This is a genomic window from Ruegeria sp. B32 (assembly GCF_025141855.1).
Classification (GTDB): domain Bacteria; phylum Pseudomonadota; class Alphaproteobacteria; order Rhodobacterales; family Rhodobacteraceae; genus Ruegeria; species Ruegeria arenilitoris.
In genome coordinates, this window is record NZ_CP081106.1 from 150,292 (window position 1) to 171,963 (window position 21,672).

At 62.1% G+C, this 21,672-nt stretch carries 22 protein-coding genes; 4 read left to right on the forward strand and 18 right to left on the reverse strand.

Annotation, left to right across the window (positions count from 1 at the left end):
- Positions 1–3 precede the first annotated feature (3 nt).
- The 14 genes from K3752_RS00805 to K3752_RS00870 form a co-directional block, all read right to left on the reverse strand.
- Positions 4–738 (reverse strand): TIGR02186 family protein, encoded by a 735-nt coding sequence (locus K3752_RS00805; RefSeq protein ID WP_260064137.1) that lies wholly within the window; start codon positions 736–738, stop codon positions 4–6.
- Positions 739–769: 31 nt separating this feature from the next.
- Complete coding sequence (locus K3752_RS00810; RefSeq protein WP_170343309.1) at positions 770–1,690, reverse strand: sulfite exporter TauE/SafE family protein; 921 nt, start codon at positions 1,688–1,690, stop codon at positions 770–772.
- A 121-nt stretch (positions 1,691–1,811) separates the two neighbouring features.
- Positions 1,812–2,735, reverse strand: coding sequence for a sulfite exporter TauE/SafE family protein (locus K3752_RS00815; protein ID WP_170343308.1), 924 nt, complete (start codon positions 2,733–2,735; stop codon positions 1,812–1,814).
- A 90-nt stretch (positions 2,736–2,825) separates the two neighbouring features.
- Positions 2,826–3,794 (reverse strand): ABC transporter permease, encoded by a 969-nt coding sequence (locus K3752_RS00820; protein ID WP_170365360.1) that lies wholly within the window; start codon positions 3,792–3,794, stop codon positions 2,826–2,828.
- Entirely contained in the window at positions 3,794–4,888 is a 1,095-nt protein-coding gene (locus tag K3752_RS00825) for an ABC transporter permease (protein ID WP_170365357.1), read from the reverse strand. Before K3752_RS00825 ends, K3752_RS00820 begins: the two co-directional genes overlap by 1 nt.
- Before the next feature lies 1 nt (position 4,889).
- Complete coding sequence (locus K3752_RS00830) at positions 4,890–6,419, reverse strand: ABC transporter ATP-binding protein (protein ID WP_170360163.1); 1,530 nt, start codon at positions 6,417–6,419, stop codon at positions 4,890–4,892.
- A 112-nt stretch (positions 6,420–6,531) separates the two neighbouring features.
- Positions 6,532–7,530: a BMP family protein gene (locus K3752_RS00835; protein WP_093963454.1), complete on the reverse strand. Its 999-nt coding sequence runs from the start codon at positions 7,528–7,530 to the stop codon at positions 6,532–6,534.
- Positions 7,531–7,689: 159 nt separating this feature from the next.
- Positions 7,690–8,103, reverse strand: coding sequence for a ribosomal protein S18-alanine N-acetyltransferase (rimI, locus tag K3752_RS00840; RefSeq protein WP_170391890.1), 414 nt, complete (start codon positions 8,101–8,103; stop codon positions 7,690–7,692).
- The gene (gene tsaB, locus K3752_RS00845; protein WP_170436108.1) at positions 8,100–8,690 is read right to left on the reverse strand and encodes a tRNA (adenosine(37)-N6)-threonylcarbamoyltransferase complex dimerization subunit type 1 TsaB; all 591 of its coding nucleotides are present in this window, start codon (positions 8,688–8,690) and stop codon (positions 8,100–8,102) included. Before tsaB ends, rimI begins: the two co-directional genes overlap by 4 nt.
- Positions 8,680–9,243: a NifU family protein gene (locus K3752_RS00850; RefSeq protein ID WP_093963451.1), complete on the reverse strand. Its 564-nt coding sequence runs from the start codon at positions 9,241–9,243 to the stop codon at positions 8,680–8,682. The genes tsaB and K3752_RS00850 overlap by 11 nt, the downstream gene beginning before the upstream one ends.
- A gap of 68 nt (positions 9,244–9,311) precedes the next feature.
- On the reverse strand, positions 9,312–9,905 hold the full coding sequence (locus K3752_RS00855) for a 2-hydroxychromene-2-carboxylate isomerase (RefSeq protein WP_260064140.1): 594 nt from the start codon (positions 9,903–9,905) through the stop codon (positions 9,312–9,314).
- On the reverse strand, positions 9,905–10,360 hold the full coding sequence (locus tag K3752_RS00860; RefSeq protein ID WP_170342153.1) for a universal stress protein: 456 nt from the start codon (positions 10,358–10,360) through the stop codon (positions 9,905–9,907). The genes K3752_RS00855 and K3752_RS00860 overlap by 1 nt, the downstream gene beginning before the upstream one ends.
- Before the next feature lie 75 nt (positions 10,361–10,435).
- Complete coding sequence (locus tag K3752_RS00865) at positions 10,436–11,299, reverse strand: branched-chain amino acid aminotransferase (RefSeq protein ID WP_260064141.1); 864 nt, start codon at positions 11,297–11,299, stop codon at positions 10,436–10,438.
- Positions 11,300–11,357: 58 nt separating this feature from the next.
- The gene (locus tag K3752_RS00870) at positions 11,358–11,819 is read right to left on the reverse strand and encodes an Lrp/AsnC family transcriptional regulator (protein WP_170406702.1); all 462 of its coding nucleotides are present in this window, start codon (positions 11,817–11,819) and stop codon (positions 11,358–11,360) included.
- Positions 11,820–11,948: 129 nt separating this feature from the next.
- Here K3752_RS00870 and K3752_RS00875 point away from each other — a divergent pair, with 129 nt between their 5' ends.
- Complete coding sequence (locus K3752_RS00875; RefSeq protein ID WP_260064147.1) at positions 11,949–12,998, forward strand: Glu/Leu/Phe/Val dehydrogenase; 1,050 nt, start codon at positions 11,949–11,951, stop codon at positions 12,996–12,998.
- Between the two features lie 58 nt (positions 12,999–13,056).
- Here the strand turns inward: K3752_RS00875 and trpS are convergent, their stop codons facing one another.
- Positions 13,057–14,085, reverse strand: a complete 1,029-nt coding sequence (trpS, locus tag K3752_RS00880; RefSeq protein WP_260064149.1) for a tryptophan--tRNA ligase — start codon at positions 14,083–14,085, stop codon at positions 13,057–13,059.
- An 86-nt stretch (positions 14,086–14,171) separates the two neighbouring features.
- Here trpS and K3752_RS00885 point away from each other — a divergent pair, with 86 nt between their 5' ends.
- Positions 14,172–14,858, forward strand: coding sequence for a rhomboid family intramembrane serine protease (locus K3752_RS00885; protein ID WP_260064150.1), 687 nt, complete (start codon positions 14,172–14,174; stop codon positions 14,856–14,858).
- Positions 14,859–14,863: 5 nt separating this feature from the next.
- Here the strand turns inward: K3752_RS00885 and murJ are convergent, their stop codons facing one another.
- From murJ to K3752_RS00900, 3 genes are read right to left on the reverse strand one after another with little or no spacing between them, the layout of a single operon-like run.
- Complete coding sequence (gene murJ / locus K3752_RS00890; protein ID WP_260064154.1) at positions 14,864–16,405, reverse strand: murein biosynthesis integral membrane protein MurJ; 1,542 nt, start codon at positions 16,403–16,405, stop codon at positions 14,864–14,866.
- Positions 16,402–19,221, reverse strand: a complete 2,820-nt coding sequence (locus K3752_RS00895; protein ID WP_260064157.1) for a [protein-PII] uridylyltransferase — start codon at positions 19,219–19,221, stop codon at positions 16,402–16,404. Before K3752_RS00895 ends, murJ begins: the two co-directional genes overlap by 4 nt.
- The gene (locus K3752_RS00900; protein ID WP_170360183.1) at positions 19,181–20,341 is read right to left on the reverse strand and encodes a penicillin-binding protein activator; all 1,161 of its coding nucleotides are present in this window, start codon (positions 20,339–20,341) and stop codon (positions 19,181–19,183) included. The genes K3752_RS00895 and K3752_RS00900 overlap by 41 nt, the downstream gene beginning before the upstream one ends.
- A gap of 88 nt (positions 20,342–20,429) precedes the next feature.
- Here K3752_RS00900 and rsmI point away from each other — a divergent pair, with 88 nt between their 5' ends.
- Both rsmI and K3752_RS00910 read left to right on the forward strand, forming a co-directional pair.
- Positions 20,430–21,287 carry a 16S rRNA (cytidine(1402)-2'-O)-methyltransferase gene (rsmI, locus tag K3752_RS00905; protein ID WP_260064164.1) on the forward strand — a complete coding sequence of 286 codons (858 nt, stop codon included), beginning with the start codon at positions 20,430–20,432 and terminating at the stop codon, positions 21,285–21,287.
- A 1-nt stretch (position 21,288) separates the two neighbouring features.
- Positions 21,289–21,660 carry a YraN family protein gene (locus tag K3752_RS00910; protein WP_260064167.1) on the forward strand — a complete coding sequence of 124 codons (372 nt, stop codon included), beginning with the start codon at positions 21,289–21,291 and terminating at the stop codon, positions 21,658–21,660.
- The last annotated feature ends 12 nt before the right edge of the window (positions 21,661–21,672 follow it).

The following is a 21,672-nucleotide window of genomic DNA, read 5'->3' on the forward strand; positions in this document are numbered from 1 at the left end:
CGGTCAGCTTTCGCGCAACAGTCGGAAAGCCGTCGAAGCGCCCCAGCCTGCGGCGATGGCAATGACGAGGGACATCAACCCGTACCAGACCGGCTGTTGACGCGACATGTTGTAGAGAAACCGCTCGAGCCCGACTTTCCGAACGTCGATAACCGTCTCGAACTGCGAAATGACTTCGCCGTTCCGCATCAGGAAGATGCGGGTCAGGTAGTCGCCTTCGGTCAAGTCGGCCGGCATCTTGATGGAGGTGCGGAATAGCGTTTGCTCATCCACGGCAACCGTGTTCTCCCGGATCGAATACAGGCCCTCATCCTCGCGGATCCTGACGACAGCCCGGGCGAAATCCTGAGCCTCCCGAATATGCATGGCTGCCCCGACGGACCGGATCGCGCGCCGGATCGAGATGCGATAGCGCAGATCTTCGGTGTCGGTGATGATGTCCGTGAACGGTGCGCTTGTGGCGACTGCGTAGAAGCTGGGTGCGGAATCGACCAGAACGCTGTCGGTATTCACCCAGATGCCGAATTTCTTTTCCTTGCGCCGCACCATGACCGGCTCGGACGGGCCTGCGACTGCCACGATCACCTCCAGCGGAGGGCCGGGCGGGATCGGTGCTTCGCGCTTGACGGCGCCAAAGATCAGAATCTCGGATCCGTCGAAATCGGCGGTGATGGCTACGCGATCCTGGCTGAGGCCAAGAACGACCTGCTCATCCGCGGCGTGGACGGGGAGGGTCATGAATACAAGGGCGAAGAACCAGCGCAACACGTCAATGCCCCCCATCGGTGCCAAGCGAGTAGAGCTCGGCCGGTTGCAACAACAGATCCAGGGCCAGCTTGCCGCAAACCGCCAAGACAAGAGCCGCCAGCAGGACGCGCAGCTGCTCGGCCGGGATGCGTGCCCCCAGCACGGTTCCGATCTGAGCTCCGATCACCCCGCCAACCAACAGCAGGACGGCCAGCACGATATCGACCGTAAAGTTGGTCGTGGCGTGCAGCATGGTGGTAAAGCCAGTGACGAAAATAATCTGGAAAAGGGATGTCCCCACAACCACTTTGGTCGGCATTCCAAGCAGGTAGATCATGGCGGGCACCATGATGAATCCGCCGCCTACGCCCATGATCGCCGACAACACGCCGACGAACAGCCCGACAAGCACCGGCGGAATGACCGAGATATACAGCCCCGAGGTCCGGAACCGCATCTTGAACGGCAGGGCGTGGATCCACCCCCTCTGGCGCCGTTTGACAGGGACCCCACCGGCCTTGCGGGACCTGCGCAGCGCATTGAGGCTTTCAAAGAACATCAGCCCGCCAATGACGCCCAGAAAGACGACATAGCAGAGCTTGACCAGCAGATCGACCTGACCCAGGCTTTTGAGATAGTTGAAGAAGACAACGCCTACGGCAGCGCCGATCAGACCACCTACAAGAAGGACCGTGCCCATCTTTAGGTCGACCGTCTTTCTTCGGAAATGCGCCAGCACCCCCGAGAATGACGAGGCAACGATCTGGTTCGCCTCGGTTGCCACGGCAACGGCGGGTGGGATGCCGATAAAGAACAGCAGCGGGGTCATCAAAAATCCGCCACCGACACCGAACATGCCGGACAGGATTCCCACCATGCCGCCGAGGCCAAGCAGCAGAAAGGCGTTTACGGAAACTTCGGCGATAGGCAGGTAGATATGCATGTGGTCTAGCCGATCCGTACTGCGGTGGACTGGTTAAAGCGAGCAAAGGCAGGCGCGCTGCGTTGGGCGAAGGAACGGACTGGTGGGTACATGGCGGTTTCGAAGGATAAACTGGTCACGATCAAACCCCCGCCAATTCAGAAAGCGAATAGAATTCTGTCGGAGCCACGATCAGTTCCAGCCCGACTTTTCCGGCCACGATCATGACCAGTACCGCCAGCAAAACCCGCAGCTGCTCAGCCTTCAGCCGGGCGCCGACCATGCTGCCGAACTGGGCCCCAACGACACCTCCGATCAACAGGAACAAGGCCAGCACGATGTCCACGCTGAAGTTGGTCGAAGCGTGGATCATCGTCGTAAACCCGGCCACGAAAATGATCTGAAACAGCGAGGTTCCGATCACCACCTTTGTCGGCATTCCCAGGATATAGATCATTGCCGGAACCATGATGAACCCGCCGCCAACGCCCATGATGGCCGACAGGATTCCGACGCCAAAGCCGACCAGGATGGGTGGAATGACCGAGATGTACAGGTTTGACTCGCGGAACCGCATTTTGAACGGCAGTGCATGAACCCAGGTGCGTTGGCGGCGTGCGGTCGGTGCGGTGCCGCCCGCTGCCCGTGACCGGCGAATTGCACGCAGGCTCTCAATGAACATCAAGGTGCCGATGAGGCCTAGAAACACGACGTAACACAGCTGGACCGCCAGATCGACCTGCCCCAAATGCTTGAGATAGTTGAAGACGAGCATCCCCAGTGTCGCGCCCAGCAGGCCGCCGCCCAGCAGAACCGATCCCATCTTCAGGTCTACGGTCCTGCGCTTGAGATGTGCCATCAGCCCGGAAAACGAGGATGCCACCACCTGGTTGGCCGATGTCGCCACGGCGACTGCAGGTGGAATGCCAATCAGAAACAGCAGTGGCGTGATCAGAAAGCCGCCTCCCACTCCGAACATGCCGGACAGAACGCCCACGGAAACACCAATCGCCAGCAGAACAAACGGGCTAACGGATACTTCGGCTATGGGAAGGTAGACGTGCATACCCTCTTAGAGCGCTTGCGGCATGCAAAATCAACTCTGCATGCCGCTTTGCAGCAAACAGGACTGAAAAGCAGTCCTGAACTGGCCTTATCAGCGCTCTTTCACATAAGGCTCGCCACCGGCCCTTGGCGGGACCGCTTTGCCGACGAAACCTGCCAGGATCACCACGGTCAGGATATAGGGCAGCGCGTCCATGACCTGAACGGGGATTATGATGCCGCCCAGGTCGATATTCTGGAACCGCAGAGCGACAGCCTGCAGCAGCCCGAACAGTAAACACGCCCACATGGCGTGCCATGGCCGCCACTTGGCAAAGATCAGTGCGGCCAGTGCGATGAAGCCCCGGCCGGCCGTCATGTCTTTGACGAACCCTGCCTGCAACGCAGTAGCCAAATAGGCCCCGGCGATGCCACACAGCACGCCACAGATGGCGACGGCTGCGTAGCGAAGCCCCACCACCGAGACGCCCGCAGTGTCCACTGCCGCCGGGTTTTCACCCACGGCGCGCAGGCGCAGGCCAAAGCGGGTGCGGAACAGCACCCACCAGGTGGCGGGCACCATCAGGAACGCCACGTAAACAAGAATCGAGTGGCCTGAGAGCAATTCGGCGTAGATGGGACCGATGATCGGCACACCGCTCAAAGCTTCTGCGAAGGGGAAGTTGATCGGCTCGAACCGGCCACCCCCGAACAACGACGGAGTGCGGCCGCCTTGCTGGAACCAGTCCTGGGCCACCAGCACGGTCATGCCGGCAGCCAGGAAGTTGATGGCGACACCGGAAATCAGCTGGTTGCCCCGGAACGTGATCGAAGCAAGCCCGTGTAGGCCAGACAGCACCAAGGACGATGCGATGCCGGCCAGCAGGCCCAGCCATACCGACCCGGTGACGGCGGCAACGGCGGCCGAGAAGAATGCGGCCATCAGCATCTTGCCTTCCAGGCCGATGTCGAAAATGCCAGCGCGTTCCGAATACAAGCCGGCCAGACAGGCCAGAAGCAGCGGCGTGGCCAGGCGAATGGTCGAGTCCAGAACCTGGACGATCGTCAGGAACAACTCCATCAGTTCGCCTCCTTCCGCAGAGCCAGGAACAGCTTTTCAAGCGGCATGCGGACCATGTTGTCCAGCGCTCCGGTGAACAGGATCACCAGCGCCTGGATCACCACGATCAGCTCGCGCGGGATCGACGTCCACAGGGCCAGTTCCGCGCCGCCCTGGTAGAGGAAACCAAACAGGATGGCTGCCAGGAACACGCCAAACGGGTGCGAGCGGCCCATCAGGGCCACCGCGATGCCGATAAAACCCGCGCCCTCGGTCGAGTTGAGAACCAGCCGCTCGGCCTCACCCATGACGTTGTTGATAGCCATCAGGCCCGCCAAAGCGCCCGAGATCAGCATCGCCACGATGGTGATACGCACCGGTGAGATACCGGCATAGACCGCACCGGTCTCCGAATGCCCATAGGCCCGGATTTCATAGCCCAGGCGGGTGCGCCAGATCAGCGCCCAGACGACGATGCAGGCGATGACCGCGATGATCAGCGAGATGTTGGCCGGAGCCGCCTTGGAGAAGGTGATCCCGATCGGGGCCAGCATCTCGTGCAGGGTGGGCAGATGTACCGCCTCGGCAAAGCGGGCGGTGGCCGGGTCTTGCGAGCCGGCCGGTCGCATTACGTTGACCAGCATGTAGTTCAGCAGCGCCGCGGCGATGAAGTTGAACATGATCGTGGTGATCACGATATGGCTGCCGCGCTTGGCCTGCAGATAGGCCGGTATCGCAGCCCAGGCCGCGCCGAACAGCATGCCGGCGGCCATCGCAGCCAGCAGAGCGATGCTCCAATGCGGCCAAGGCACATAGAGGCACACCATGGCAACGCCCAGTCCGCCCAACATGGCCTGGCCTTCGCCGCCGATGTTGAACAAACGCGCGTGAAAGGCCACCGCAACCGCCAGACCTGTGAACATGAAGTTGGTGGCATAATACAGGGTGTAGCCCCAACCATAGGTCGACCCCAGCGCGCCGGTGACCATCAGGTTCACCGCCTCGACCGGGTTTTCGCCAATCGCCAGAATGACCAGTGTCGACAGGATTGCGGCCAGGATCAGACTGATGAGCGGGATCAGAATGACGTCGGCCCATTTGGGCATCTTATCCATGTTACGCGGCCTCCCCCGCAACACCGGCCATCAACAGGCCCAGTTCTTTTTCATCCGTTTCATGGGGCAAGCGCTCGCCCATGATATGTCCGTCGAACATCACTGCAATCCGGTCGGACAGAGAGAAGATCTCTTCCAACTCGACCGAGACCAACAGGATCGCCTTGCCCTGATCGCGCAGGGCGACGATCTGCTTGTGAATGAATTCGATCGCGCCGATGTCCACGCCGCGGGTCGGCTGGCCAACCAACAGCAATTCGGGGTTCCGCTCGATTTCGCGCGCCACGACGATCTTCTGCTGGTTCCCGCCCGAGAAATTCTTGGCCGACAGCCAGCCATTCGGCGGACGCACGTCGAATTTCTCGATCTTGCGTTCTGTGTCGGCGCGCAGGGCGGCGTTGTTCATGAAAATTCCGCGTTGGTAGGCAGGGTCGCGGTGGTAGCCGAAGGCCACGTTTTCCCAGGCGTGGAAGTCCATGATCAGGCCTTCGCGTTGCCGGTCTTCGGGCACATGGGCGATCCCTTGGGCGCGCCGCGCCTGACCGTCGGCCTCGGGTCCGCTGAGTGCCAGGGGCGTACCATTCAGTTTGATCACGCCTGATCCCGGGCGCATGCCGCCCAACACTTCTAGCAACTCGGACTGCCCGTTGCCGGCGACGCCTGCGATGCCCACGATCTCGCCCGCGCGGACGGTCAGGTCGATGCCTTTGACGCGCTCGACGCCCGCCGAATCCGTCACCCGCAGGTTCTCGATTTCAAGGATGGGCTTGCCGGGTTTGGCCGGCACCTTGTCGACGCGCAACAGAACCTTGCGCCCGACCATCAGCTCGGCCAACTCCTCGGGGTTGGTCTCGGCGGTCTTGACCGTGGCAGTCATCTGGCCGCGGCGCATCACCGACACGGTATCGGTGGCCTCCATGATCTCGCGCAGCTTGTGGGTGATCAGGATGATGGTCTTCCCTTCGGCGCGCAGCCGGTCGAGGATGCGGAACAGCTGGTCGGCCTCGGCCGGGGTCAGCACACCGGTGGGCTCGTCCAGAATCAGGATTTCCGCCTTCCGGTACAGCGCCTTGAGGATTTCGACCCGCTGCTGCATGCCCACGCCGATCTCGTCGATACGCTTGTCGGGGTCCACGAACAGCTCGTATTCTTCCTCGAGCTCTTTCAGCTCTTTCCGGGCCTTGGCCAGCGAGGGGGCCAGCAGCCCGCCATCTTCGGCGCCCAGAACGATGTTTTCCAGAACGGTGAAATTCTCGACCAGCTTGAAATGCTGAAAGACCATGCCGATACCCGCGGCGATCGCGGCCTGGCTATCGGGGATGTCGGTCTTTTTGCCGTTGATCCAGATTTCACCTTTGTCGGCCTTGTAGAAGCCGTACAGAATGCTCATCAGCGTGGATTTGCCCGCACCGTTTTCACCGATGATCCCGTGGATCGTGCCGGGGGCGACGCTGATCGAGATGTCCTTGTTCGCTTGAACTGGCCCAAAGGCTTTGGAAATCCCTTTGAGCTCGATGGCGGGGACTGTCATGTCTTGTCCTCGATTGCCGTAGAAGCTGCGCTGATTTCGCGATCATTCGGTCGTGGCGAAACAGCGGCATGAGTGGATGCGGGACGGGAGGTTTCCCCCGCCCCGCGCGATATCAGAACTGCAGTGCCGGGCAGCTGTCGTTCTCGTAGTAGCTGACGACGGTGACATTGCCGTCGATGATGTCGCGGCGCGCCTTTTCGACGGCGGCCTTCATCTCGTCGCTCACCAGCGAGGCGTTGTTTTCATCCATGGCAACGCCGACACCGTCCTGTGCCAGACCCATGGTGAACTTGCCGGTTTCGACATCTTCGCCTGCTTTCATGGCGTCATAAACGGCCACGTCCACGCGCTTGAGCATCGAGGTCAGAACCTTGCCCGGGTGCAGGTGGTTCTGGTTGCTGTCCACGCCGATCGACAGGATGCCTTCGTCGGCCGCGGTCTGCAGAACACCGACGCCGGTACCGCCTGCGGCAGCATAGATCACGTCAGCGCCTTGGCTGATCTGAGCTTTGGTCAGCTCCGAACCCTTCACCGGGTCGTTCCAAGCGGCCGGGGTGGTGCCGGTCATGTTGGCTACGACGTTGATGTCAGGGTTCACGGCCTTCGCGCCCTGGGCGTAGCCGCAGCCAAAGTGCCGGATCAGCGGAATGTCCATGCCACCGATGAATCCGACCGTACCCGACTTGGATGCCATCGCGGCCATCATGCCGACCAGGTACGAACCTTCATGCTCGGCGAACGAGACCTGGCGGATGTTAGGCGCGTCCAGCCAGCTGACGTCGACGGCAACGAACTTGGTGTCGGGATAGTCAGGTGCGACGGCGGCCAGCGGATCAGCCATGGCAAAGCCCATCGTGATGATCGGGTTTGCACCGGCTTCAGCGAAGCGACGCAGGGCTTGTTCGCGCTGCGCTTCCGACTGCAGCTCGATTTCGCGATAGGATTTGCCGGTTTGGTCGGCCCAGCGCTTGGCGCCGTTATGGGCTGCTTCGTTGAACGATTTGTCGAACTTGCCGCCCAGATCGAAGATGATCGCCGGTTCGGCCAGCGCCGCACCTGCGGTCAGTGCAAACGCGGCGGCCGCGCCCATCAAGGATTTCATCAGGGTCATCATATACTCCCGTTGTTTTTTATGGCTTCGGGGCAGGGGCTTTTGCCCAGCCCCGCTCAGAGCGAGCAGAACTGCTGTGATAGCGGCAATTAAGGCCGTCTGAAACAGCCATGGTCAACCGCTTTTTGACCATTTGGTCTCAGAAATGCCCGGCTTTCGTCAGGGTAGCGCGCGCTCCATCAAGATTGCATCCACTTTGTCAGCCTTGCCGCGCCGGTAATATCCCGGCCGAAGACCGCAGCGCGCATAGCCGCAACTTTGGTAGAGTGCAATGGCGGCCGCGTTGTCCGATGCCACCTCAAGAAACGCCCGGCGCGCACCCAGATCGTGAGCCTTGTCATGCCAAGCCTGCATGCAGGCGCGGCCCAGACCCTGCCGCTGATGATCGGGATGCGTCGCGATGGTCAGCAGCTCGGCCTCGTCGCCGATGACTTGGACCAGGGCAAATGCTGTTTTGTTTCCAACGACATGGGTGAAGCGGCTGGCAAGCAGATCAGCGAATTCATCAGCAGTCCAGGGGCGGGACTGGGTGAAAGCCGCGCCGTGGGTCTCGGCCATTTCCTGTGGGGTCATGGGTCCAGCAAAGGCGGCGGCGTATCGCGCGACGGGGCGGCGTCTGCGGCACGAACGTACAGAGGGGCCGGGGGACCTGACACAAGGTCAACACGTTCGGATGCAATCCGGGCGATGGCCCGGACGACTGCATTCGCATCGTCGCACAAAAACAGGGCGCCAAGTGATTCTGCCTGTTCCTGCGTCATCAGCTGCGGCGTCCCGTCGGGCGCTAGCAGGTAAACATGTTCCCGGGGGGCTGGAATGGCTGGGGTCCGCCCTTCAGGTGCCAAAGCCGCAAGGGCTTCAAGGCCCGAAACGCCGATTGCTGGTTTGTTCAATCCAAGCGCCAGCCCTCGGGCGGCGGAGACCGAGATGCGAATTCCAGTGAAATTGCCCGGACCCGTCCCGACACCGATCGCGTCGATATCCGCCCAAGAAACCCCGCCTTCTGCCAGGATGTCCTGAAGCAAAGGCATCAGGCGTTCCGCCTGGCCGCGGGTCATGGTTTCGGCGCGGCTCACGACGATGTCTGGCCCGCGCAGCAAAGCGGCCGCGCAATGCGCGGCCGATGTGTCAAATGCCAGAATTGTCTGATCAGACGGCAACAGGGCGAACCTCGGTCACCTCGGGGATGTAATGGCGGAGCAGGTTCTCGATCCCCATTTTCAGGGTCAGCGTCGAGGACGGGCAGCCTGCGCAGGCCCCTTGCATATGCAGGTAGACGACGCCGCGGTCAAAGCCGTGGAAGGTGATGTCACCGCCGTCCTGCGCCACGGCGGGGCGCACGCGGCTGTCCAGCAATTCCTTGATCTGGTTGACGATTTCCGAGTCCTCACCCGAATGTTCAGCATGGCCGGACGCGGTTTCCACCCCGGCCCCCATCACCGGCTGGCCGGACTGGTAGTGCTCCATCACAGCGCCCAGGATGGCGGGTTTGATGTGGTCCCACTGCACGCCGTCGTCTTTGGTGACGGTTACGAAGTCATTGCCGAAGAAAACTCCGGTCACACCGCTGACCGCAAAGATGCGCTGCGCCAGCGGCGAGTTCTGCGCGGCTTCGGCGGTCGGGAAATCCGCTGTACCGGCCTCGAGCACGGTCTGACCGGGCAGGAATTTCAGCGTGGCCGGGTTGGGTGTGGATTCGGTCTGGATGAACATGGCGCGCTCCGTATCAGTTGGCTCTGATATGCGCGTCAGCGGCCGGGAAGTCAAGATTTGGAACGGTTCTAAATCGCTGTGGCCTGTCGGATTGCCATGTCCAGTCGGTCATCGCCCCAATAAAGCTCCTCATCCACGACAAAACTGGGGGCGCCGAAGATCCCCAGCGATTTGGCGCGGGCAACCTGGTCAAACAGAGCACTCTTGATGTCAGTGTCTGCGGTCCGGTCGATCATGTCCTCGGGGAGGCCGGCGGCGGACAGGGCGCTGCGCAGGACAGGCTCTTCGGAAATGTTCAGGCCTTGGCCAAATTGTGCGGCGAAAACGGCGCGGGAGAATGCAGCGCGCGCTTCACCCTGAGGGATGGCGAGCGCAAGGCGTGCGGCCTTCAGGCTGTTTTGCGGAAACTCGGCAGGTCGGGACAGGGGCAGGTCACGCTGCCGGCACAGCCGTTCCATGTCGCGCCACATGTACCGCCCCTTGGCCGGATAGATGTTGAACGGTGAAGTTTTCCATCCCTGCTCGGCAAAAATGGGGCCCAGAAGGAATGGCTGCCAGTCCACCCGCACGCCACAGGCTGCTGCGTCCTGTTCTACCCGCATGGCGCTGAGGTAGGAATAGGTCGAGGCGAAATCGAACCAGAAGTGCAGAGTGGCGGGCATCAGGTGATCTCTTCGAGCTTCTCCTTGCTCAGGTCGCCCGGAACGATGGTGATCGGAATCGGCAAGCTGCCGGAATTCCGCGTCAACTGAGTGACCAGTGGACCGGGGCCCTTCTTGTCAGTACCTGCACCCAGAACAAGGACGCCGATTTCGGGATCCGAGCGGACATGCTCAATGATCTGCGGAACGGGCTCACCCTCGCGGATCGCCAGTTCCGGCTCGATCCCCTGCTTGTCACGCATCCATTTGGCAAATACCTCGAAATGCGCGTGGATACGCTCGCGGGCTTCTTCCCGCATCACTTCGGCCACGCCGATCCAGTGGTTGAACTCGTCCGGAGGAATGACCGAGAGGATGGTCACCCCCCCGCCGGTATGCGCAGCACGCATCGCGGCGAAACGCATGGCGTTCAGGCACTCGCGGCTATCGTCAAGAACTACAAGGAACTTGCGCATGAATGTCCTCTTCGGTTTTCGGGATCATGCCCGAGCATTCGGTGTCTGGCAACTCGGGCCGCGACGGACCGTCGCTTATTGGTCGCTGGCCGCCCAGTCCCAGTAGAGCGCGCGCGTGCGGCGCGTGATAGGGCCAATCTGATATTGCGTGTCGTCCAGTGCGGTCACGGGCGTGACCTTGTTCATGTTGCCGGACATGAACACTTCGTCCGCGTCGTGGAAATCGTCGAAGGTCAGAACAGTTTCGTGAACCGTCACCCCGTCGCGACGCAGGTTGTCGATGTGCCGCGCGCGCGTGATGCCTGCAAGGAAGGTTCCGTTCGGTGCCGGAGTAAACACCTCTCCATCCTTGGCCATGAAGATGTTGGCCGTTGCGGTTTCTGCCACGTTGCCCATGGCGTCGGTCACCAATGCGTTTGAAAACCCCTTGGATCGCGCTTCCGCCAGCATTCGGGCGTTATTTGGATACAGGCACCCGGCCTTGGCGTTGACGACCGCGCTTTCCAGAACCGGGCGGCGGAAGCGGGTGGTCGTCAGAGTGACCGAGGCCGCCTCGGGTGCCATTGGGATCTCTTCGAGGCAGATGGCGAAACCTGTGCTGTCACCCTGCGGTACGATCGCGGTCGCGTCGCCGTCGATCCCCCAGTACATCGGGCGAATGTAGACGGCGGCCTCGGTCGGGTATGCTTCCAGACCTTCGCGGATCAGTTCGACCATTTGTTCGGTGGTCACGGTCGGAGTGAGCATCAGCGCCTCGGCCGAGCGGTTCACCCGGTCGCAATGCGCGGCCAGATCCGGGGTCATGCCATCAAATCGGCGGGCCCCGTCAAACACCGACGAACCCAACCAGGCCCCGTGGTCCGCAGCCCGCATGATCGGGGCATCGCCATCGTGCCATTTGCCATCGAAATAAGTGCGGATATTCTTGCCGACTGCCATAGTGCCCTCCGTCAATTCCGCCGAACCGTAGGAGCGCGCGCGCCTGAGGTCCAGCAGATTATCCGGCGGCCATAGGCAACACGTCTCGCTTGACCATCGCGCGCAGGGCGAAGTTGGAGCGTAGGTTGCGGATGCCCGGAATCTGCATCAGCCGGTTTTCCAGAAACGCATCAAAGGCGGTCAGGTCACGCGCCACGACGCGCAGCAGGATGTCGCGCGAGCCTGTCATGAGGTAACACTCCATAACCTCATCGCAGCGCAGGATGGCGCGTTCGAAGGCGTCGATGGCGTGGCGGTCCTGTTTCTCCAGTTCGACCGACACGAAAATCGTGACGCCAAAGCCCAGCTTCTCAGGGTCGACCTGGGCCGAATATCCGGTGATCACCCCGTCGCGGCGCAGGCGGTCCAGCCGCCGCGCGCAGGGTGTGGGCGACAGGCCCACCTTTTCGGCCAGGTCCAGAACGGTCATGCGCCCGTCCTGCTGCAGCGCGCGCACGATCTTGCGGTCGATCTGGTCCATGGAGAGAATCCCTAATATGATCGGATCAGATTACTATTATCTCCAAGAGAGATAAGTTGACCAGCATGTATTGGCGAAAATCGCTCGGTCGGATGTGGCAGAATCCATCTGTCTTTCCGGAGGAGCAAAATGGAAATAACCACGATTGACGCGCCAGTTCACGAGCGTGTGGTCGAATTCAAAGACGCCGCCAGCGGGCTTTCGGGCTTTGTGGCGATCCACTCCACGCAATTGGGACCTGCAGCGGGTGGGGTGCGGATGCGCACCTATGGCCACCCGTCCGAGGCGCTGGACGATGCGCTGCGCCTGTCGCGGGGCATGACCTACAAGAACGCCGCGGCCGATCTGCCGCTGGGCGGGGGCAAGGCCGTGATCATCGGTGACCCGACCGCGGACAAGACGCCCCGGTTGCTGCAGGCCTTCGGGCGCGTGGTCCAAAGCCTCGGCGGCCAATACTGGACGGCCGAGGACATGGGGATGACCCCGGCCGACATGGCCCAGATCGGCACCGAAACCGAATTTGTCGCCGGTCTGCCCGATGGCCCCTTCGCCAGCGGCGACCCGTCGCCCGTCACCGCCCGCGGGATCTTCAACGCCATCCGCGTCACCGCGCGGCATCGGTATGGGTCCGGGGACCTGAGCGGCAAGACCGTCTCGGTGCAGGGGCTGGGCCATGTGGGCGAACATCTGTGCGCGCTGTTGCATGACGCCAGGGCGAAACTGGTGATCACCGACATCGATGCGGGCCAGACCGCCCGGCTTGCGGACCGGTTCGCAGCGCAGGCCGTCGCGCCCGATGCGATCTATGCGGCCCAGGCGGATGTTTTCGCGCCCTGCGCCATCGGCGGCATCCTGAACGAAACCAGCATTCCGCTGCTGAAGGTCAGCGCGGTGGCCGGAGGGGCCAACAACCAGTTGGCAACTGATGCCGACGCGCAGCGCCTGCATGACCGCGGCATCCTCTATGCTCCGGATTTCGTGGCCAATGGCGGCGGGATCGTGAACGTCGCAACCGAGATCCTGAAGATCAGGGATCGCGAAGCCTGGGTCGGTCAGCGGCTCGAGGCGCTGGAGCGGACGATGGACCGCATCCTGACCCGCGCCAAGGTCGATGGCGTCAGCCCCCATGCGGTGGCCGAATCCATCGTCGAGGAAAAACTGCACCCGCAGGCCGCCTGACCTGCAACGAAAAACGCCGCCCCAGATCAGGGGCGGCGCTGAAGTTTCTGTCTGGGTCTCAGGCGCGGCCGGCGCCCACCATCCCCACGATCTCGTAGGTGCGGCTGAGGATCGGAGCCGCGATTTCCCGCGCCCGTTCTGCGCCACGGTCCAGAACCCTGTCGATCTCGGCCTGATCGCCCATCAGCCGCGCCATCTCGGTCGAGATCGGCGACAGCTTTGCGACCGCCAGATCGGCCAGCATCGGCTTGAAGTCACCGAACTGCTTGCCCCCGACCTCGGCCAGAACCTGCTCGACCGTCTGATCGCTGAGCGCGGCATAGATGTTGACCAGGTTGCGCGCCTCGGGGCGGCCTTCCAGCCCGTCCACCTCCGAGGGCAGGGCGTCGGGGTCGGTCTTGGCCTTGCGGATCTTCTTGGCGATGGTGTCGGCATCGTCGGTCATGTTGATCCGGCTCATGTCGGACGGGTCCGACTTGGACATCTTCTTGGCCCCGTCGCGCAGGCTCATCACGCGCGTCGCCGCGCCCTCGATCACCGGCTCGGTGATCGGGAAGAAATCGACGCCATAGTCGTGGTTGAACTTGATGGCGATGTCGCGGGTCAGCTCAAGATGCTGTTTCTGGTCGTCGCCCACCGGGACATGGGTCGCGTGATAGACCAGAATGTCGGCGGCCATCAGCGAGGGATAGGCGAAAAGGCCCAGCGAGGCGTTCTGCTGGTTCTTGCCCGCCTTGTCCTTCCACTGGGTCATGCGCTGCATCCAGCCCATGCGCGCGACACAGTTGAAGATCCAGGCCAGTTGCGCGTGCTCGGGCACCTGGGACTGGTTGAACAGGATCGACTGTTCCGGGTCGATGCCAGCGGCGATGAAGCCCGCGCACAGCTCGCGCGTGGAATGCGCCAGTTCTTTGGGGTCCTGCCAGACGGTGATCGCGTGAAGATCGACCATGCAGTACACGGTCTCCATCTCCGGTCCCTGCATATCCACAAAACGCTTGAGCGCACCAAGGTAGTTGCCAAGATGCAGGTTTCCCGAGGGCTGAATGCCGGAAAACACGCGCGGCGTGAACTTGGTCTCGGTCATGGAAGGGAACTCCCGTCTGGAAAAATAAGCCTCCGTCGCTTACCCATGAGGCAAAGGGACGTCAACAGCCGCGAAAGGCCCGCCCAATGAGCAGCGAGCATTACACACCCCCCGTGAACCCCCTGCCACCCGTGGTGGTGGCGCTGGTCTTGTTCATCATGGGGATCGAACTGGCTTTCACCCTCGGCACGCGGGGCCTGGTCGGCGGACCGGGCGCGGTGGGCTGGCGGCTGGAGGCGATCCAGCGCTATTCCTTCTCGGCCGACATCTTCGACTGGATGGTGATGAACGGGCGTTGGCCGGTCGAGCATATGATCCGGTTTTTCACCTACCCCTTCGTGTCAGGTAGCTTTACCCAGGCGCTTTTTGTCTGCGTCTTTGTTTTGGCGATGGGCAAGATGGTGGGTGAGGTCTTTGGCGGTTTTGCGATGCTGGTGATCTTTGTGCTGTCCGGCGTGGGCGGGGCGCTGGCCTATGCGGTGCTGCTGGACCCGCGCTATCCGCTGGTCGGGGGCTTTCCGCCGGTCTACGGCCTGATCGGCGCGTTCACCTGGCTGCTATGGCGCAGGCTGTCGCTGGTCGGAGAGAACCAGGCGCGGGCGTTCCAGTTGATCGCGGTGCTGATGGGTATCCAACTGTTGTTCGGGCTGATCTTCGGCGGCACCTCGGATTGGGTGGCCGATCTGGGTGGGTTCGCGACCGGGTTCGGGCTGTCGTTTTTCGTGGCGCCGGGCGGATGGGCGCGGCTGGTGGGGCGTATCCGGCGGGACTGAGGTGGTCAGGACCTTCGCAGGGCGGACCGGAACTCGGACAGGCGGAATGCGCCCAGCAGGTGGCCCAGAAGAAAGTAAGATACCGCGGCGACCACGATCAGGCCCAGCAAGGCCAGATAGCGCCAGCCCGGAACCTCGAATGTCCAACCGAATAGCTGCATCGCCGCGATCAGCACCACGCCCATTCCTATTGAGGCGGCCAATATCCTGGGCGCGCGGCGCTTGAAACGGTCGTCGAAACGGGCCTCGTCGCCCATGCGCCGGGCGCCCAGTGCCAATTGCGCCACCATGCCCCACCCGGCGGCCGAGGCCGCGATGGCCGGGGCGATCCAGCCGACGATCGGGTACAGCCCAAAGGCCAGAACGGCGTTGATGATCATTGCCACAACGGCATACCGGAAGGGCGCGCGGGTATCCTCGCGGGCGAAGAACAACGGTTGCAGCAGCTTTTGCAGCATGAAGGCCGGCAGGCCGATGCCATAGACCGCCACGGCCAGAGCGGTGGTAGCCGTGTCTTCAGGTGTGAACTGTCCACGTTCGAACAGGACCGAGACCAGCGGAACCGGGATGAGCACGAAAGCCACGGTGGCCGGAATGGTCAGCAACAGGGTGAACTCTCCGGCGCGGGAAAAGGCGTTGCGCGCGCCATCGCCGTCCCCCGCGCGCAGGCGGCGCGACAGGTCGGGCAACAGCACGATGCCAACGGCGATGCCGACCACGCCCAGCGGCAGCTGATACAGCCGGTCGGCGGCAAAGAGCCAGCTGATGGCCTTTTCGGTCTTTGACGCGACCAGCTGCCCGACAACGAGATTGACCTGCGTCACACCCATGGCAAGTGCCGCCGGTACCGCGATCCGAACCATGTTGCGCATTTCAGGGCTGAGCTTCGGCCGGCCGAACCGGATGCGAATTCCGGCGCGTTCGGTGGCGACCCAAACCAGCGCCAGTTGAGCGACCCCGGCAAGGGGTATAACTGCGATGAGCCAACGGATGACCTCGCCCCCGGTTGCCGCGCCTACGATCAGTGCTGTGCAGGCGAAGATGTTCAGCAGAACCGGCGCCGCCGCTGCGGCGGCAAAGCGGCCGGTGGCATTGAGAACCCCGGAAAACAGCGCGGCCAGGGACATGAACAGAATGTAGGGAAAGACGACATATCCGTAGTCGACCGCCAGATCGAAACGTTCGTCGCCATAAAACCCCTCGGCCGTCAGCCAGACCAGCCCCGGCATGAAGACCATGGCCAGCCCGACCAGCGCCAGAACGGCCGCCGCCAGCAGGTTGAACGCGTCCTGCGCAAACCCTTGCGCGTCTTCGCCGCCCTCCAGCCGTTTCGAGAACATCGGAACGAAGGCCGCACTGAAAGCGCCCTCGGCGAAGAACCGGCGGAACATGTTGGGCAGGCGGAAGGCTGCGACAAAAGCATCCATGACCGGCCCCGGCCCGATATAGGCTGTCAGCAGAATTTCCCGCAGAAAGCCTAGAATACGGCTGGCAAGGGTCCAGAACCCGACAGTGAACAGGCCCGAGAACAGGCGGATCTGCTTCATGAGGCCGCCCGCTCGGCGCCTTCGGTGATCGCGGTGCGCAGCTTGGCTTCCAGCGTTCTCTGCTTGGCCTCCGAGTGGTATTTGAGCCCGAACATGTCCTTGACGTAGAACGTATCCACCACCTGCTCGCCATAGGTCGCGATCACGGCATTGGCGATATAGACATTGGCGGCGGCAAGGGTCCGGGCCAGATCATATAGCAGACCCGGCCGGTCGCGGGTGTCGACTTCGATGATCGTGTAGATTTCGGACCCTTCATTGTCGAAGGTGATGTGCGTCGGGACGTTGAACGCCTTTTCCCGCTTCTTGATCTTGTCGCGGGACCTGAGCGCCTCGCGGGCTACCACTTCGCCCTTGAGGGTTCGGTGGATCATCTGGGTCAGGCGCGGCAGACGCGACAACTCGAACGGGTGTCCGTCAGTGTCCTGAATCCAGAACGCGTCGGTCACGTAGCCGTCCTTGGTGGTATAGCTGCGGGCATCAACCACGTTTGCGCCCACGAGCGCCAGCGCGCCGGCGATGCGGGCAAAGATACCTGGGTGGTCGGCCATCGCGAAACAGGCGCGGGTGGCGTCGCGATCCTCGTCTGGTTGCAGGCGGATCTCCATCGCGCCAGGGTCACCATCGGCTTCCAGTGCGCGCAACATCTCAGCGAATTCGACATGGGTCGAGAGGTTGAGCCCCTGCCAATACGGATCATAGTGCCGCCCGGTTTCCGTCTTGAGATCGGCCTTGGACCAGGCAGACAACGCGTCACGCAGCGCTTTCTTGGCCTCGGCGCCACGATTGGCACGGTTGAGGTCCTCCATGCCGGTTTCCAGTGCGCGCTTGGTTTCCGCATGCAAGGCCCGTAGCAGGGTGGCCTTCCAGTTGTTCCAGGTGTTCGGCCCAACGCCGCGGATGTCGCAGACTGTCAGGACAGTCAGCAGATCCAGCCGTTTGACGGTCTGAACCGCCTTGGCAAAGTCGCGCACCGTGCGTGGGTCCGAGATGTCGCGCTTCTGTGCCATGTCCGACATCAGCAGGTGATAGCGCACCAGCCATTCGACGGTTTCGCATTCTTTCTTGTTCAGCCCCAGCCGAGGCGCGACCGTCCGTGCGATCTTGGCCCCCAGTATCGAGTGATCCTCGGGGCGGCCCTTGGCGATGTCGTGCAACAGCAAAGCGACGTAAAGCACACGCCGGTTCACTCCGCCCTCGAGGATCGACGAGGCCAGCGGCAGCGCTTCGACAAGTTCGCCCCGTTCGATCTGCGCCAGGTTGATGATGCACTGGATTGTGTGCTCGTCCACCGTGTAGCTGTGGTACATGTTGAACTGCATCATCGCCACGATGGGCTCGAACTCGGGGATGAAGGCCGACAGAACGCCCAACTCGTTCATGCGGCGCAGCGCGCGTTCGGGATTGCCGTGTTTCAGCATCAGATCCAGAAAGATGCGCCTCGCCTCTTTGTCGTTGCGCATTTCGTCATCGATCAGGTGCAGGTTGGCCGTGACCAGCCGCATCGCATCGGGATGGATCAGCATACCCGTGCGCAGACCTTCTTCGAACAGACGCAGTAGATTCAGCTTGTCGGACAAAAAGCTTTTGGGGTCGGCCACGTCCAGCCGGCCATGAACAACCCTATAGCCCGGCTTGACCCGTGGCTTGCGGCTGAAGATGCGTTCCAGCAACGGCGCGTTCTTCATATGTGACGCTTCAAGCTTGGTCAGGAAGATCCGTGTCAGTTCTCCCACCTTCGTGGCTTCTCGGAAGTACCGCTGCATGAAGATTTCGACGGCCCGGCGGCCCGCTCGGTCTTCGTAACCCATGCGGTCGGCCACCTCGACCTGCAGATCAAAGGTCAGCTGTTCGGTTGCGCGCCGTGTCACCAGATGAAGATGCGAACGTACAGCCCAAAGGAAGTCTTCGGCCTGCACGAACGTGTTGAATTCGTCCTGGGTGAACAGCCCCAGCGGGACAAGTTCAGCCACGTCCTGAACGCCGTAGATGTATTTGGCGATCCAATACAGCGACTGCAGGTCACGAAGGCCGCCTTTGCCTTCTTTCACGTTCGGTTCGACCATGTAACGCTCGCCCTGCTTGTGGTGGCGTTCGTCGCGTTCATGCAGTTTGGCTTCGATGAACTCGCGTTCGGTTCCTTTGAACAGTTCGGATTTCAGCCGGCTTTCCAGCTCATCCGCCAGGTCCCGATCGCCGGCCAGGTAGCGCTGTTCCAGCATCGCTGTCCGGATCGTGAAATCCTCGTCTCCCAGACGCAGGCAATCACGGATCGTGCGCGAGGAATGCCCGACTTTCAGCCGTAGATCCCACAGGATGTACAGCATCGACTCGATCACGCTCTCGGCCCAGGCGGTGATCTTGTAGGGAGTCAGAAACAGCAGATCGACATCCGAAAACGGCGCCATCTCGCCGCGCCCATAGCCGCCCACGGCCAAAACCGCCATCTTCTCGCCCTGGGTCGGGTTGGCCAATGGATGCAGATGCTGTCCGGCCACAGTCATCGCGGCGCAGACCAGCCCATCGGTCAGATAGGTGTAGGATCGCGTCAAAGGCCGGGCGTCGAAGGGCCGGGCGGCGAATGCCTCTTCGATGGCCTGACGCCCGGATTTCTGAGCGTCCCGCAGGATCCGGACGGCCTCGTTTCGGGCTGCGGCCGTTTCCGGAATGTCTTTCAGGGCCTTCGACAGCAGCGCGTTGACCTTTTCGCCATCGAAGATTTCGCTGGCGTCGCAGATCAATGCGCCAGCCGGCGCGGGGATCGTCACAAGCTGATCAGAAACCGGCGCCAGAGAAGCTTTGCGGGGCAGGGTCAATCACAACTACCTGTTTGTTCTGGATCGTGGCCACGGCCAGACCTCGTTCATTCGTACCGTTCGGGCGCAGACGGAAAATACCGCCAACACCCTGGAACCCGGCATTCTGGGTCAGGGCCGCGGCGGAGAGGGCATTGGACTTCCCTTGGCTGGCCAGAGCGCCGATGGCGGCGATGCCGTCATAGGCCAGGCCGCTGATCGGATGCGGGGCCTCGCCATAGGTCGCGTTGTAGCGCACGCGATAGGCCTGGGCCTTGGCAGGGTCAGGCAAGGCAAACCATCCGCCCTGCACTCCCGGCAGCTCCAGCGTCTGGGCCGGAATGTCCCAGCGTGTCAGGCCAATATATTGCACGGTTGCCGGTGAGACACCGGCCTCGGGCAGCAACTGGCTGAAAAGCGGCAGCGCGCCGGCGGTCGTGGCGGTCAAAAAGAGCGAATCCGCCCCCGTCGAGTCCACCGTTGCCTTGATTGCAGGGATGGCGTCGATCACGCCCTGCTGAGATCGATCAAAACCGACCACACCCGCATTCGCCACACGGCTGTTGCCAAGTGCGTTCGAGATTGCCGCCTGGCCCAATTGGCCTGCCGCATCGTTGCTGTGCACGATGACGGTGCTTTTCTTTCCCTGTTTGCCGGCGTAGCTGACAAGCCGGTTGGCCGTGTTGTCGAAGGTCGGGCCAAGGACAAACACGTTTCCGCCGGCAATGCTGGTATTGTTCGAGAAGGACAGAACGTTCACGTTCTTGCTCAGAACCGCAAGGCCGGCAGCATTTGCAGCCTGCGCGTAGACCGGCCCCAGAATGACCTTTGCGCCGTCGGCAACGGCCTGTTGTGCAACTGCGGCTGCCGTGTTCGGATTGCCGGCAGTGTCATAGACGCGAAGATCGATCTTGACGTTGTTCAGATCGGCCATGGCCAGCCGTGCAGCGTTCTCAAGGCTTTGCGCCAACGCGGCGTCGCCCGATTTGGGCACCAGCAGGGCAACGGGGATCGGCTCTGACGTGTCTATCGACGGTCCGCGCCCGGTGGCGCCGGGTTCGCAGGCGGCCAAAAATGCCGCCGCGGTCAGGCCGATGGCGAATTTCGCCAGTTTGCGAACGGGCTTGCAAACGGTAAACATCTAAATGAAAACTCCCTGATCCGGCGGCAAAGAACGCTGCTGTTCTATCACGCCGCGATAATAAACGTCACGCTGCGAGGGTCCAGCTTTGAATTTCCAAAAGGTAAGATTGGCTGGGGGGCTGTATTTTGTTGCCACTCCGATCGGAACGGCGCGCGACATTACGCTCAGGGCGCTGGACGTTCTGGCCTCGGCTGATGTGATCGCGGCGGAAGATACACGCAGCCTGCGCAGATTGATGGAGATTCACGGTGTACCCCTCGAAGGGCGGCGCATCCTGGCCTATCACGACCACAGCGGCACGGCTGCGCGTGAAAAACTGATTGCCGAACTGTCCCAGGGCAAGTCCGTGGCCTACGCGTCCGAGGCCGGCATGCCCCTGATCGCCGACCCGGGTTATGATCTGGGCAAGAAGGCGGCCGAGGCCGGGTTCAGCGTGACCTGCGCCCCTGGAGCGTCAGCCGTCGTTACGGCGCTGACCCTGGCGGGCTTGCCGACGGACGCCTTCTTTTTCGCCGGATTCCTGCCGAATGCGTCCGGCGCCCGCCGAACACGGATCGAGGCGTTGCGGGATGTTCCCGGGACGCTGGTGTTCTACGAATCTCCCAAGCGTTTGGGGGCGTGCCTGTCGGATCTGGCGCAGGTTCTGGGTGGCGAGCGTCAGGCCGCGGTCTGTCGTGAACTGACCAAGAAGTTCGAAGAAGTCCGGCGGGGTAGCTTGGCAGAGCTGTCCGAACAGTATCGAGATGCCACTGTGAAGGGCGAGATCGTCTTGCTGGTGGACCGTGCCCATTCACAAGCCGTTAACGATGCCGATGTAGAAGGGGCGTTGAGACAGGCTCTGGAAACGCACTCGGTCCGGGATGCGGCGGATCTGGTGTCCAGGATGTATGATTTGCCAAGGCGGCCGATTTACCAGAAGGCCCTGCAACTGGGAAAGGGATGACATGGCGCGACGGTCGGTCCAGGGCTCGGTTTCCTATCACGCCGGGCAGGCGGCCGAAAACAGCGTCGCTGCCGATTACGAAAGCCGAGGGTTCAAGGTCTGTCACAGGCGTTGGCGCGGCGCGGGTGGCGAGATCGACCTGATCGTCCGGGATGCGCAGGGCCTTGTGTTCGTCGAGGTCAAGAAAAGCCAAACCTTTGACAGCGCCGCCGCGCGGATCAGCAAGCGTCAGATCGACCGGATATGCGCCTCGGCGGCGCAGTATTTGGAGCAGGAACCGGGCGGGCAGCTGACTGATGTCCGGTTCGATGCGGCTCTGGTGGATGCAACAGGCGCCGTGCAAATCCTCGAAAACGCCTTTGGTCAGGGCTGATCGCCATTGAAC

Bases quoted from the DNA above. Each gene is read 5' to 3' on its own strand.
- K3752_RS00885 (WP_260064150.1), top strand. From the start codon at position 14,172: ATGAGCAGCGAGCATTACACACCCCCCGTGAACCCCCTGCCACCCGTG.
- trpS (WP_260064149.1), bottom strand. From the start codon at position 14,085: ATGACCGAGACCAAGTTCACGCCGCGCGTGTTTTCCGGCATTCAGCCC.
- murJ (WP_260064154.1), bottom strand. From the start codon at position 16,405: ATGAAGCAGATCCGCCTGTTCTCGGGCCTGTTCACTGTCGGGTTCTGG.
- K3752_RS00860 (WP_170342153.1), bottom strand. From the start codon at position 10,360: ATGCGCAAGTTCCTTGTAGTTCTTGACGATAGCCGCGAGTGCCTGAAC.
- K3752_RS00815 (WP_170343308.1), bottom strand. From the start codon at position 2,735: ATGCACGTCTACCTTCCCATAGCCGAAGTATCCGTTAGCCCGTTTGTT.
- K3752_RS00835 (WP_093963454.1), bottom strand. From the start codon at position 7,530: ATGACCCTGATGAAATCCTTGATGGGCGCGGCCGCCGCGTTTGCACTG.
- K3752_RS00805 (WP_260064137.1), bottom strand. From the start codon at position 738: ATGACCCTCCCCGTCCACGCCGCGGATGAGCAGGTCGTTCTTGGCCTC.
- K3752_RS00865 (WP_260064141.1), bottom strand. From the start codon at position 11,299: ATGGCAGTCGGCAAGAATATCCGCACTTATTTCGATGGCAAATGGCAC.
- rimI (WP_170391890.1), bottom strand. From the start codon at position 8,103: ATGACCCCACAGGAAATGGCCGAGACCCACGGCGCGGCTTTCACCCAG.
- K3752_RS00875 (WP_260064147.1), top strand. From the start codon at position 11,949: ATGGAAATAACCACGATTGACGCGCCAGTTCACGAGCGTGTGGTCGAA.
- K3752_RS00900 (WP_170360183.1), bottom strand. From the start codon at position 20,341: ATGTTTACCGTTTGCAAGCCCGTTCGCAAACTGGCGAAATTCGCCATC.
- K3752_RS00870 (WP_170406702.1), bottom strand. From the start codon at position 11,819: ATGGACCAGATCGACCGCAAGATCGTGCGCGCGCTGCAGCAGGACGGG.
- K3752_RS00810 (WP_170343309.1), bottom strand. From the start codon at position 1,690: ATGCATATCTACCTGCCTATCGCCGAAGTTTCCGTAAACGCCTTTCTG.
- K3752_RS00830 (WP_170360163.1), bottom strand. From the start codon at position 6,419: ATGACAGTCCCCGCCATCGAGCTCAAAGGGATTTCCAAAGCCTTTGGG.
- K3752_RS00850 (WP_093963451.1), bottom strand. From the start codon at position 9,243: ATGTTCATCCAGACCGAATCCACACCCAACCCGGCCACGCTGAAATTC.
- K3752_RS00825 (WP_170365357.1), bottom strand. From the start codon at position 4,888: ATGGATAAGATGCCCAAATGGGCCGACGTCATTCTGATCCCGCTCATC.
- K3752_RS00820 (WP_170365360.1), bottom strand. From the start codon at position 3,794: ATGGAGTTGTTCCTGACGATCGTCCAGGTTCTGGACTCGACCATTCGC.
- K3752_RS00910 (WP_260064167.1), top strand. From the start codon at position 21,289: ATGGCGCGACGGTCGGTCCAGGGCTCGGTTTCCTATCACGCCGGGCAG.
- K3752_RS00855 (WP_260064140.1), bottom strand. From the start codon at position 9,905: ATGCCCGCCACTCTGCACTTCTGGTTCGATTTCGCCTCGACCTATTCC.